Below are 11,566 nucleotides of genomic sequence, written 5' to 3' on the forward strand. Positions count from 1 at the left end.
CGCTTGATGAACTTTTACCCACGTCCATGGCAGAGTGGTTTGGCTGTGGAATAGCAGAAGGCTTAGCAAGTAAGCTGTTGTGAACAACGGCAGGGAAGGCACGACTTGGTATTGGTGTGGAGGCAAGCCCACAAGCGTGCACCAATGTGTTCAAGTTCACCAATGGTGACCGAATTTGGGTGATGGTTTTGGTTAGCTTTGCAGGGCGAGTGCGGGCAGTGCGCGTTGCGCGTTTCGTTCTGTTTGCGCTGAAAGTTCTTGTAAACTCAGCCCGCGCAATTGCGCAATGGTCTGTGCAATTCGGGGCAAATGCTCCGGTGCGTTGCGTTGTTTGTTGATCCATTCAGGTGCAATGTCAGGCCCATCGGTTTCAAGCACCATGGCATGCTCGGGCAGCTCGGTAGCCAGTCGCCGCAGCTGCAGTGCCCGCGTGAATGTGCTTGCACCGCCAAAGCCAAGGCACATGTTCAAATTCAAAAAATGTTCAGCTTGCTGAAAGCTGCCGTTAAACGCGTGGGCAATGCCGCTGCGTGGTTTATAAACACGCAGGCTTTTTAAAACCGGGTCTTGTGCCTTGCGCACATGCATGACCACGGGCAAATCAAAATCGCGGGCCAGCTTCAATTGCGCGTTGAAAAACCGCACCTGCTTTTCCCAATTCAGGCCAGGCACAAACCCATCCAGACCTATTTCCCCGATGCCCGCAAACTTGGGGTCATCAATTGATAGCTGAATTTTTTGCTTCAAGGTCAGCAAATCTTCTTCGCGTGCATTGTCTACAAACATGGGGTGTATGCCCAGGCAATAAACCGCGCCTGCGGTGTGGTGGGCCAATTTTTTTACGGTATCAAAATTGAATGCGCCCACGGCGGGCAATACAAAGCGGGTAACATGCAATTCACGCGCACGCTGAACCACAGCAGTGCGATCACTGTCGTATTCAGAAGCATCAAGGTGTAGGTGCGTGTCGGTCCACATACTTTAAAGTTTGCCATGTTTCGTCGGAAAATTCGCAAGTACCTGCCCACGCCCGATCATTTCGATCGCCTGGCTTGGGCACGGCCATTCAAACGCTTCTTGGGGCACCCGAATATTTGGGCCTTGAATCGAAAAAGTATCGCGGGTGGCGTGGCTGCTGGCCTGTTTTGCGGGTTGATCCCCGGGCCTTTTCAAATTTTCGGTTCTCTCATTTGGGTGCTGGTGGGCAAGGTGAACATGCCCGTGGCGTTTGTCGTCACCCTGTATACCAACCCGATCACGATTGTGCCGCTTTATCTGATTGCTGTCGCTTATGGTGACTTTCTTCTTGGCGGGATAGGGCAGGCCAATATTCAACCTGCACCACACTGGAACTGGTCCGCTTGGTTGGATTCGTCACGCGCTTTCCTGGACTGGATGTTCTCCATGGGGCCATCGCTGGCGGTGGGGCTGCCCGCACTCATGGTGACCTTGTCAATATTGGGCTATATCAGCGTTCGCGTGGCCTGGAACATTGGCGTTCGAATTGCGGTGATACGCAGGCGCAAGCGTTTGGGTTAACCCAGAACCAACCCACTCTCACCACTTGTGGTGGCACCTTTTTCCATCCAAAACGCGGCATGTTAGCTTGTTCGGTTATTGACCGAACAGAGCAAAACCATGCCATTGATGATTCGCCAAGGCGACACCACCAGCCACGGTGGCACAGTGCTTGAAGGCTTTCCGTTTTACACCGTTGAAGGCCGTACAGTGGCCGCCATGGGCCACAAGGTGGCCTGCCCGCTGTGCAAGGGCGTGTTCCCGATTGCGCAGGGCAACCCAGCCCACACATTCAACAATGTGCCCCTGGCCTATGAAGGCATGAAAACCGCGTGCGGTGCTTCGTTGATCGCCTCGCAAGCCAGCACCACCCACGCCGCGCCAACAGGTTCTGTTGCCCGAATTGCGGAACAGCAAATTCCCGACAACCCCTTGGGCAATCAAACCGAAGACAAAGTGGTGCAGTTTGTAATTCGGCACCATGAAACCCAAGAACCGTTGGAAGGCGTGCCCTACAGCATCAAGTTGTCCACTGGCGCAGTTGAATCGGGGCACACCAACGCCGAAGGTTTGACCCGCAAACTGGTGGTCAACAAAACCGTTCAGGCAGAATTGATTGTGCACACCATGCCATGACCAACAATTGCTTTCCCCACCTGCTTAGCGACGACCTTCTGCTACACAAAGGCGCGCGCACGCTGGACAAGTGCAAGTGCTACAGCACCGACCGCTACGACAACACCGAAAAACTGATTGCGGAAGTTGAAGTATTAACCTGCGACTGCCTGTGGCGCATTTACCAGCGCGAAGCCCAGCACATTGTTGCCCCCGGCGGCGTGTTGATTGCCGACCCCATTGCGCGCAACAGGCGCATTAATGCGGCATATGCAGCGCTATGGAAAGCCGACAGCCGCTTTGAATGGGCCGGGCTTGCGGCTTTTGCATCCAAACAGGTGGGCTGTGGCCTGTTACACGCAGCCACAGGCATGGAACAGATCAACCGCACCCAGCGCGAACTGGAGAATATTGAACGAAAACCTTGGGTACCGCCCGGTGCAAAAATTGGATCAGCTGGTGTGCGTGGCGGCATGGAAGGTGCAGAGGTGTCGATGAAGTATGTGTTCGACACCCTGGCCCTGGGCAACACCGCCTTGTTTCTGGACATTTACCCGCTGCACATGTTTTACAAAAAGCGGGGGATTGGGGAAATGAAAAAGTGCATGAACGCACGCCAGAAGATTGACCAAAACCCGAAGTTTCCGATTTTTTGGCCGATTGCAAGCAAAGTAAAGTTTGGTCGACCATACGAAGAAATCATTCCCGCATTCGAAGCAATTGAAGCTGGGGATATTTTTGAGAGTGTTCGTTTGCTTGCTCGTCATGAACAAGCGAATATTCTTCAACCCGCCATTTACGAAGACTTTTTGATGCGTGGGCTGTTACAAAGCAACCAGGCAGCCAGTTCACTGGCCTATGTCACCAATATTTCCACGGGGCTGGAACAACCCGTTCAACTGACACTGGCCAATCAATGTGCACCCTTGCAAGATGGCCGCAGCATTGAATTCAGCACCAGTGCCGTTGCAAATCTTGCCAACATGGATGAACGCATGCCTTTTGTATTGCGTGCAGCAAGGCAATTCCACAACCTGCTAAAAAGCGGAAACCGACACTTGATTGAACAAAGCCTGGGTGAAATTTCAAACGGAAACGCCATTCGATGAAAACACACAACAATCTGTTGCAGTGGGTCAGACGGCACAAAATTCTTGCTGTATTTGCCGCGACACTTCTTGTAGTAGGTGCTTGCAAAGCAGCTGAAATGCTGACGCCAGCCAAGGAAATTGCATTAATAATCGGTGAACCGTGGAAAGACATGCAGGCCAGATCGACTGCCGAGATTGCCGATGATATACCCGATGAAATTTGGTACCGCACGCCCAAAGAACTTGCTTATTTAAGGTTTGCGGACTCTGAATATGGATTTAAAACTCCTCCAGCTAAATTTTTCATGGTTGGTTTCAACAGGGGAAAAATAGACAGTATTAGGATGTCCCCCCAAGTCGAACCACTTCCATTCCAGGAAGCCTTGGATATCGTGCTGGATCTGCAAAATCAATGGAGAAAATCGGGGTGGGAACTTGATGAGCCAGAAGAGTTTCCAGCATATGACGACACTCCTGTTTGGCACGAAGCGCTTAAAAAGTGCGCTGCCCTAAGTACTCACTGGAATGCAGGGAAATTGTACCAGCTGATGGTGGCTATTGATTGTTACGAGGACAGCCGCTATCCGGACAACAAAGGTTACCTGGTCACTATTTCCATGGGTAAGTATAGAGAATAAATAATAATTCGCCTGCCGATGCGCACTCTTGAAAGATGGCCGCAGCATTGAATTCAGCGCCAGTGCTTTTGCAAATCTGGCCAATCTGGGTGAACGCATGCCCTTTGTATTGCGCGCAGCAAAGCAATTCCACAACCTGCTAAGAAGCGGAAATCGACACGTGATTGAACAAAGCTTGGGTGAAATTTCAAATGGAAGCGCTATTCGATGACCGTGCACGACAATCTGTTTCAGTGGATCAGACGGCGCAAAATTCTCGCTGTATTTGCCGCGACACTTCTTGTAGTAGGTGCTTGCAAAGCAGCTGAAATGCTGACGCCAGCCAAGGAAATTGCATTAATAATCGGTGAACCGTGGAAAGACATGCAGGCTAGATCAACAGCAGAAATTGCTGATCACATACCCAATGAAATTTGGTATCGGATGCCTAAAGAACTCGCTTACTTGAGGTTTGCTGACCCCAAACACGGCTTTGTTACACCGCCTGCAAAGTTTTTTACTGTTTCGTTTGACGACGATGCTTCAATTCGATCTGTCAGAATGTCCCCCCAAGTTGAGCCGCTGCCGCTACAGGAAGCTCTGGAGATCGTGCTGGATCTGCAGAATCAATGGAGAAAGTCCGGGTGGGAGGTGATGTACCCCGATGAAAATCCACCTTATGAAAATTCCGCCTTGCTGGTTGAGAAAATGACACGTTGCGCCCCTGACTCAACTTATTTGGAGGTTAAAGGTAAATATCAGATCATGCTGATCATGGCTTGTTACAAAGATGAAAGATATCCCGATGAACAGCGCTTTTTAATTAGCTTGTCGATGGGCAAACCATGGCATTAGGCATTCGATGACAGTGAACAACAATCTGTTTCAGTGGGTCAAACACCATAAAACTCTCGCGGTTTTTGCAGCGACACTTCTTGTAGTAGGTGCTTGCAAAGCAGCTGAAATGCTGACGCCAACCAAGGAAATTGCATTGATAATCGGTGAGCCTTGGAAAGACATGCAGGCCAGATCAACTGCCGAGATTGGTCCCGTTTATGAGGGCCGTCATTGGTATCGCCAACCCAAACAGTTGTCGTACATGCGTTTTGCAGACCCTGTTCATGGGTTCAAAACTCCCGCAGCAAAATTTTTTACTGTCGGCTTTGATGACAAAGGCAATATTGACGGCGTACGACTGTCCCCCCAGGTAGAACCTTTACCGCTACAAGAGGCCTTGGATATCGTGCTGGATCTGCAAAATCAATGGAGAAAATCGGGGTGGGAACTTGATGAACCAGAAGAATATCCTGCGTATGACAACACCCCTGTTTGGCACGAAGCGCTTAAAAAGTGCGCTGCCCTAAGTACTCACTGGAACGCCGGGAAACTATACCAGCTCATGATCGTGATCACCTGTTACGAGAACACCCGATATCCGGACAACAAAGGGTACCTAGTCACTATTTCCATGGGCAAATACAGGGAGTGAACATAAACAATACTTTGCTTGCTTATATCTTTGGTGGAATTTCAAATCGACTCACCATTCGATGACAGTGCACAACAATCTGTTTCAGTGGATCAAGCACCACAAAAATGAGCTAAGTCGATTCGTATAGTTCACTCCGCCTTCAGTTCACCCTTCTCAAGCCTCAACACCTTACTGCACTTGCGCGCCAGTTCCATGGAATGGGTCACGATGATCAAGGCAGATTTGTTGGCTGCCTTGCTGTGAATCAGGCTTTCAAATACCTGGTCGGCAGTTTCCTGGTCCAGGTTGCCGGTGGGCTCATCAGCCAAAATGGCTTTTGGGTTGGTCACCATGGCGCGCGCAATCGCCACGCGCTGACGTTCGCCGCCCGACAACTCCGCAGGGCGGTGGTTTAGCCGGTGTTCAAGCCCAAATTGTTTCAACAGCACAGCGCTTTTTTCTCGTGCCACTTGTTTGTTCTCACCACCAATGCGCAATGCCATGGCTACATTGTCCAAGGCATGAAACTCGGGCAGTAAATGGTGAAACTGGTAAATAAATCCCAGCGTTTTGTTGCGTTCCATGCCCAGTTTGCGCACCGACCATGGCTCAATAGCCTGGCCAGCCCACAGCACTGAACCGCTGTCGGCTTTCTCGAGCCCACCCAACACATGCAACAGTGTGCTTTTGCCTGCGCCGGAGGCACCAACAATTGCCACGGTTTCGCCTGCCTGCACCTGAAAGTTCAGGTTTTTGATGACTTGTGTGGCTTTGTCGTTCGCAGTAATGCCTTTGAACGCCTTGCTCAGGTTTTTGGTTTCCAGAACAACATTACTCATAACGCAGGGCCTCCGCAGGTTCGGCACGCGATGCGCGCCAGCTTGGGTAAATGGTGCTGAGCACGCTGAGCACCAAGGCCACGGTTACGATAGTGACCACATCGCTTGCGCGTGGGTCGGAGGGCAACTGGCTGATGAAGTAAATTGATTTTGGCAAAAATTCAACGCTGAGTGCGCGCTCGATGGCCGGCACAATGGTGCCCAAATTAATGGCCAGCAACCAACCCGCTGTTACACCCAGAAATGTGCCTATCCAGCCCACCAATGCGCCTTGCAACATAAAAATTCTTTGAATCGCAAATGGGCTTGCTCCCAAGGTGCGCAAAATCGCGATTTCGCCGCGTTTGTCTTTCACGGTCATTACCAGCATCGAAACCAGGTTGAATGCGGCCACGGCAATGATCAGGGTCAGGATAATGAACATCATGCGTTTCTCGGTTTGAACCGCAGCAAACCAGGTGCGGTTTTGTACCGACCAATCGCGAACCCACACGCTAGGTGGCAATTGGCTTTCAATGTCGCGGGCCACAAAGGGGGCGGCGTCCATGTCGTTGAGCTTCACGCGAATGCCTGTGGGGCCAAGGCTGCGATAAAAACGTGCTGCGTCGTCGATATTCATCAGCACCAGGCCACTGTCGTATTCATAGTGGCCAGTGCTGACCAAGGCAGTAATTTCGAATGCCTTCAGGCGGGGGATCATGCCAGCGGGGGTCATTTGGCCCGAAGGCGCAATCAGCGTAATTCGGTCGCCCACGCTGACACCAATCTGCTTGGCCAACTCAATGCCCAAAACAACGCGGAATTCGCCAGCTTGCAGGTTGCTGAGGCTGCCGGAAATCACTTCCTTGAAATCCGACACTTGCTGTTCTTGCGCGGGGTCAATGCCGCGAACAATGGCGGGGCGCAATAAATCGCCATGGGCCAGCATGCTTTCACCGGCCACGTAAGGCGCAGCACCAATTACTTTGGGGTTGGCGCTTTTGATCGCACCCACCAGCGCCTCGGGGTTGTCGAACCCTTCCTGCGGGGCCAGTACCTCGATGTGTGCAATCACCGACAGCATGCGGTCGCGCACTTCTTTCTGAAAACCGTTCATCACCGACAACACCACGATCAGGGCGGCAACGCCAAGCCCAATACCGGCCATGGACAATCCAGAAATGAAGGAAATGAATTTGTCGCGGCTTCTGTGGCCGCCACCGCGCACATAACGCAGTGCAATTTCAACATCAAAGGGTAAACTAATCACAAATTGTCCCGAATTGTTCAAATGCGCTTCCGAAGTTTCAAAGCGCTCTCATTGTAGTGTGAATAAAACCGTGTCCAAACCAAGCAATGCGCCTTTGTGGGTGTTCGTTCCCAACATTCTTGTGCCTGAAATGGCACTTGAACGCCTGTCTGCCAATTCGCAGGCCCAGTCTTTTGCGGGCTTGCCAGCCGGTTTGCTGCAAACCATGGCCAGAAACGCTGCGCCAGAATACCAAAATGCCGATGGGCTTGACCGTATCGAAGCCTGGCTGTTGCGATACTTGGATTCACAAGCCCGGGCAAAGTTCGACCAGTACCCGGCTTGGGCCATGGTTCAAAACCCGGAGGCAGGCGACAACACAGCACCTCTAACGCCTTTCACCCGGTTTTGGGGCACAGTGGGTTGTCTGGAAATTGAACGCGATGGCGTGCGCTTTACGCCACCCGAGGTGTTGCAGGTTGGCCAAGCTGACCTGGACGCCTTCTGGAGCGTGGTGAAACCTCTGCTGGAAAAACATGGCTGGGCCTTGAACACGCCCGCTGGTTTGCACAGCCTGTTGAGCAACCCTGTGCCTGTGCCCATGGAGCAGGCTTCGCCTTGGTCGGTGCAAGGCATTCGATTGACCGATTACCTGCCCATGACCCACGAATGCAGCGACTGGCGGCGCATGTGGCTGAATATGCAGGTGGAATTGCACAACGCTGAATTCAACAAGGCCCGCGAGGCCAAAGGCTTAAAGCCTTTGAATGCGTTGTGGTTTTGGGGCGGTGGTGAGGCTTGGCAAACGGAAGTGCCTTTGCCGCGTGTGAAATCGGTGTCAGAGGATGGCGTGTTTGATGCCGTAAAAATGACCGATGGTGCAGATGAAGCCCTAAACCGCTTTGTGTTCTGGACCCAATTGCTGGGTCCCGTATTAAAACAGGGCGCCCATTCCGGGCCAAAACCCGATCATGTGTATTGCGTAAACTTTCAAGGTTGGGGTGGCAATATTGCTGTGTTCAAACTGCTGGAAAGCGAAGTGCTGCAACCCATGCGCCTGGCGGGCTTGGCCTTTAACTGGGTGCTGTTGGGCAACAATGGATGGAAAACTTTAAAAAGTAACTGGATGAACCGCTTTAAATTTTGGCAGAACACACCCAACTGGGCCGTGCTGGGTGAACCCGAAGTGCAGGAAGGTCCTTCCGAGGAAGACCTGCAAGCCGCATGGCAACAAGGCCAGCGCGACCAGGACAGCATTCAGGCTGAATGGGAGGGGCGGTCATGAACACTTTGAACAATGCGGTTCAGCACCGGGTTCGAACGCCACGTCCGCAAGTTGAGGCTGTACTTCGCAGCCAAGGCATGCACCCTTTGTTGGCCCGCTTAATGGCCACGCGCGGAGTCGATACCCAAGCTGAAGCAGAAACCAAACTGGCTGATTTGATTCCGCCTGCTCAACTCAAAGGAATTGATCAAGCCGCAGAAATTTTGGCAGATGCACTGGAAGCCGGTGCGCGCATCGTGATTGTGGGTGATTACGATTGCGATGGCGCAACTGCGACAGCGGTGGGCGTGCGCGGCTTGCGCATGCTGCTGCAAAGCCTGGGCGCCGATGAAGAAGCCGCCAAGTACCACATTGATTTTTTGGTGCCCAACCGCTTTGAATATGGTTACGGCCTAAGCCCTGAAATTGTTCAACTGGCAGCCCAAGAATTTGAACCTGATTTGCTGGTGACCGTGGACAACGGCATTGCCAGTGTTGACGGCGTGAATGAGGCCAATGAGCTGGGTATTGGCGTGATTGTGACCGACCACCACTTGCCCGGCGAGCAACTGCCGCAAGCCTTGGCCATTGTGAACCCCAACCAGCCAGGTTGTGAATTTCCCAGCAAATCGATTGCCGGGGTGGGCGTGATGTTTTATGTGTTGCTGGCCACCCGTGCCGTGTTGCGCGAACGCGGCGTGTTCGATGCCGCCAGCCAACCCCGCATTGATGCGCTGCTTGACCTTGTTGCGCTTGGTACCGTGGCCGATGTGGTGAAGCTGGATGCGAACAACCGCCGCTTGGTGGCGCACGGTTTACAGCGCATACGCGCAGGCCGCGCCCAGCCGGGTATGCTGGCCTTGTTTCATGAGGCCAGCCGTGATCCCCGCAAGGCCACAGCCGCCGACATGGGTTTCGCATTGGGCCCGCGCCTGAATGCCGCTGGCCGCCTGGCCGACATGGCCATTGGCATTCGCACCTTGCTGGCTGACGATGCCGCCGAGGCCAGCGCCTTGGCCGCCCAGCTTGGGAAAATGAACGAAGAACGCAAGCGCATTGAAGCGGACATGAAGCGCGATGCGCTGGAAGACATTGAAAAATTCATCAGCCAGGACGAACCTGCTGCGGGCATTGTGGTGGCGCACGGCACCTGGCATCAGGGTGTCATCGGTATTTTGGCGTCTCGCATCAAAGAACGCCTGTATCGCCCCACCATTGCCTTGGCCCCCGGCGACGACGGCTTCTGGAAAGGCAGTGGCCGTTCCGTGCAGGGCGTGCATTTGCGCGATGTGCTTGATTTGGTGTGCAAACGCCTGCCCGAAGGCAGCATGCCCAAGTTCGGCGGGCACGCCATGGCGGCTGGCTTAACCATTGCCGAGGGCGCCATTGAGCAATTCAAAATTGAATTTGCCAAAGCCATTCTTGATTTAAGCGACCCCAGTGCGCTAACACAGGTGGTCGAAACCGATGGTTCCATTCCCGCCGACTACATTGCAGCCAGCGCTGTGGATTTGCTGGACACACAGGTGTGGGGGCAGGGCTTCCCGGCTCCTCTGTTTTGTGATGAATTTGAGGTGCTGGAGCACCGTTTGCTGAAAAACGCACACAGCAAGTTCACCTTGCGCCGCGATGGGAAAACCTTCGTGGCCTTGCGTTGGCGAGCAGTAGAGGCACTGCCGGCCAAAGTGAAACTGGCTTACCGGTTTGAACGGGACACTTTCACCGGCGGCGATGCGGTGCAAATCATTGTGGAGCATGTGTTGTAAGGCGGCTTGCGTTACAATATCGGGTTACGCACATTGAATACATTAGAGAAACATGGAAGCCGAACGCCTGAATGCCATCATCAACGCCCTGACTGACCAAGCCGACCGTGCTGGCCAGTTGCGGAGGTATCTTTGACGTCGACCGCAAGGCCGAGCGACTCACAGTAGTTGACGCCGAACTGGAAGACCCCAATGTTTGGAATGATCCCAAACATGCACAAGAGCTGGGCAAAGAGAAAAAGATGCTCGATGGCGTCGTGGTGACCATGAACACCGTGCAATCCAATATTAGCGACGCACAAGAACTGGTCGAAATGGCCCAGGCCGAGGGCGACTTCGATGCGCTGGAAGCCATTGAAGGCGATGTCGCAGAATACGAAAAAATCATTGCTGACCTCGAATTCCGCCGCATGTTCAGCAACCCGGCCGACCCGGCCAACTGCTTCATCGACATTACTGCGGGTGCCGGTGGCACCGAAGCCCAAGACTGGGCCAGCATTTTATTGCGCCAATACCTGCGCTATTGCGAACGCAAGGGCTTCAAGGTCGAGGTGATGGAACAGTCTGACGGTGAAGTGGCCGGCGTTAAATCTGCCACCATCAAGGTGGAAGGTGAGTATGCGTTTGGTTACCTGCGCACCGAAACCGGCGTACACCGTTTGGTTCGCAAATCGCCTTTCGATTCCTCGGGTGGGCGACACACCTCATTTGCTTCCCTGTTTGTGTACCCTGAAGTGGATGACTCATTCGAGATCGACATTAACCCCGCCGATGTGCGAACCGACACCTACCGTGCCAGTGGTGCGGGTGGTCAGCACATCAACAAAACCGACTCGGCTGTTCGCCTAACCCACATACCCACAGGCATTGTGGTGCAGTGTCAAAACGACCGTTCGCAGCACCGCAACCGCGATGAAGCCTGGGGCATGTTGAAAGCCAAACTGTATGAGTTCGAAATGCGCAAGCGCATGGCCGAGCAACAGGCTTTGGAAGACACCAAAACCGATGTGGGCTGGGGCCACCAAATTCGCAGCTATGTGCTGGACAACAGCCGCATCAAAGACCTGCGCACTGGTGTTGAAATTTCCAACACCCAGCGCGTACTCGATGGCGATCTCGACCCATTCATTGAAGCCAGCTTGAAGCAAGGTATCTAA

The 11,566-nt window shown here is 53.1% G+C and carries 13 protein-coding genes; 10 read left to right on the plus strand and 3 right to left on the minus strand.

The annotated features are described in order from the left end of the window. Positions 1-192: 192 nt before the first annotated feature. Positions 193-978: a TatD family hydrolase gene (locus ACVL1J_RS13365; protein ID WP_159571554.1), complete on the minus strand. Its 786-nt coding sequence runs from the start codon at positions 976-978 to the stop codon at positions 193-195. Positions 979-993: 15 nt separating this feature from the next. Here ACVL1J_RS13365 and ACVL1J_RS13370 point away from each other — a divergent pair, with 15 nt between their 5' ends. The 7 genes from ACVL1J_RS13370 (at position 994) to ACVL1J_RS13400 (ending at position 5,330) form a co-directional block, all read left to right on the plus strand. Continuing rightward, positions 994-1,539 (plus strand): DUF2062 domain-containing protein, encoded by a 546-nt coding sequence (locus ACVL1J_RS13370; protein ID WP_159571551.1) that lies wholly within the window; start codon positions 994-996, stop codon positions 1,537-1,539. Between the two features lie 78 nt (positions 1,540-1,617). After that, positions 1,618-2,154 carry a PAAR domain-containing protein gene (locus ACVL1J_RS13375; RefSeq protein ID WP_491665374.1) on the plus strand — a complete coding sequence of 179 codons (537 nt, stop codon included), beginning with the start codon at positions 1,618-1,620 and terminating at the stop codon, positions 2,152-2,154. Next, positions 2,151-3,242 carry a DUF2515 family protein gene (locus ACVL1J_RS13380; RefSeq protein WP_341238041.1) on the plus strand — a complete coding sequence of 364 codons (1,092 nt, stop codon included), beginning with the start codon at positions 2,151-2,153 and terminating at the stop codon, positions 3,240-3,242. Before ACVL1J_RS13375 ends, ACVL1J_RS13380 begins: the two co-directional genes overlap by 4 nt. Continuing rightward, entirely contained in the window at positions 3,239-3,862 is a 624-nt protein-coding gene (locus tag ACVL1J_RS13385) for a hypothetical protein (protein WP_341238040.1), read from the plus strand. Before ACVL1J_RS13380 ends, ACVL1J_RS13385 begins: the two co-directional genes overlap by 4 nt. A 28-nt stretch (positions 3,863-3,890) precedes the next feature. Beyond that, complete coding sequence (locus ACVL1J_RS13390; RefSeq protein ID WP_491665375.1) at positions 3,891-4,073, plus strand: hypothetical protein; 183 nt, start codon at positions 3,891-3,893, stop codon at positions 4,071-4,073. Next, a complete protein-coding gene (locus ACVL1J_RS13395) occupies positions 4,070-4,696 on the plus strand; it encodes a hypothetical protein (RefSeq protein WP_341238039.1) in 627 nt (208 codons plus the stop codon). The genes ACVL1J_RS13390 and ACVL1J_RS13395 overlap by 4 nt, the downstream gene beginning before the upstream one ends. Before the next feature lie 7 nt (positions 4,697-4,703). Beyond that, positions 4,704-5,330: a hypothetical protein gene (locus tag ACVL1J_RS13400; RefSeq protein WP_491665376.1), complete on the plus strand. Its 627-nt coding sequence runs from the start codon at positions 4,704-4,706 to the stop codon at positions 5,328-5,330. A 131-nt stretch (positions 5,331-5,461) separates the two neighbouring features. Here the strand turns inward: ACVL1J_RS13400 and ACVL1J_RS13405 are convergent, their stop codons facing one another. Further along, entirely contained in the window at positions 5,462-6,151 is a 690-nt protein-coding gene (locus ACVL1J_RS13405) for an ABC transporter ATP-binding protein (RefSeq protein WP_341238037.1), read from the minus strand. Then, a complete protein-coding gene (locus tag ACVL1J_RS13410) occupies positions 6,144-7,397 on the minus strand; it encodes a lipoprotein-releasing ABC transporter permease subunit (protein WP_159571875.1) in 1,254 nt (417 codons plus the stop codon). Before ACVL1J_RS13410 ends, ACVL1J_RS13405 begins: the two co-directional genes overlap by 8 nt. 73 nt (positions 7,398-7,470) lie before the next feature. Here ACVL1J_RS13410 and ACVL1J_RS13415 point away from each other — a divergent pair, with 73 nt between their 5' ends. The 3 genes from ACVL1J_RS13415 (at position 7,471) to prfB (ending at position 11,566) form a co-directional block, all read left to right on the plus strand. Beyond that, the gene (locus tag ACVL1J_RS13415; RefSeq protein ID WP_341238036.1) at positions 7,471-8,664 is read left to right on the plus strand and encodes a hypothetical protein; all 1,194 of its coding nucleotides are present in this window, start codon (positions 7,471-7,473) and stop codon (positions 8,662-8,664) included. After that, complete coding sequence (gene recJ, locus ACVL1J_RS13420) at positions 8,661-10,409, plus strand: single-stranded-DNA-specific exonuclease RecJ (protein ID WP_491665377.1); 1,749 nt, start codon at positions 8,661-8,663, stop codon at positions 10,407-10,409. Before ACVL1J_RS13415 ends, recJ begins: the two co-directional genes overlap by 4 nt. A 52-nt stretch (positions 10,410-10,461) precedes the next feature. Further along, positions 10,462-11,566, plus strand: a protein-coding gene (gene prfB, locus ACVL1J_RS13425) for a peptide chain release factor 2 (protein WP_159571524.1) whose coding sequence is annotated in 2 segments (ribosomal slippage) — positions 10,462-10,542 and positions 10,544-11,566 — 1,104 coding nt in all. Because the reading frame shifts where the segments join, the coding sequence is not laid out codon by codon here.

The sequence above is a fragment of the Limnobacter sp. G6BE5S genome (assembly GCF_058448965.1).

Coding starts and splice junctions, on each gene's coding strand:
- ACVL1J_RS13365 (WP_159571554.1), bottom strand. CDS start 978: ATGTGGACCGACACGCACCTACACCTTGATGCTTCTGAATACGACAGT.
- ACVL1J_RS13370 (WP_159571551.1), top strand. CDS start 994: ATGTTTCGTCGGAAAATTCGCAAGTACCTGCCCACGCCCGATCATTTC.
- ACVL1J_RS13380 (WP_341238041.1), top strand. CDS start 2,151: ATGACCAACAATTGCTTTCCCCACCTGCTTAGCGACGACCTTCTGCTA.
- ACVL1J_RS13385 (WP_341238040.1), top strand. CDS start 3,239: ATGAAAACACACAACAATCTGTTGCAGTGGGTCAGACGGCACAAAATT.
- ACVL1J_RS13395 (WP_341238039.1), top strand. CDS start 4,070: ATGACCGTGCACGACAATCTGTTTCAGTGGATCAGACGGCGCAAAATT.
- ACVL1J_RS13400 (WP_491665376.1), top strand. CDS start 4,704: ATGACAGTGAACAACAATCTGTTTCAGTGGGTCAAACACCATAAAACT.
- ACVL1J_RS13405 (WP_341238037.1), bottom strand. CDS start 6,151: ATGAGTAATGTTGTTCTGGAAACCAAAAACCTGAGCAAGGCGTTCAAA.
- recJ (WP_491665377.1), top strand. CDS start 8,661: ATGAACACTTTGAACAATGCGGTTCAGCACCGGGTTCGAACGCCACGT.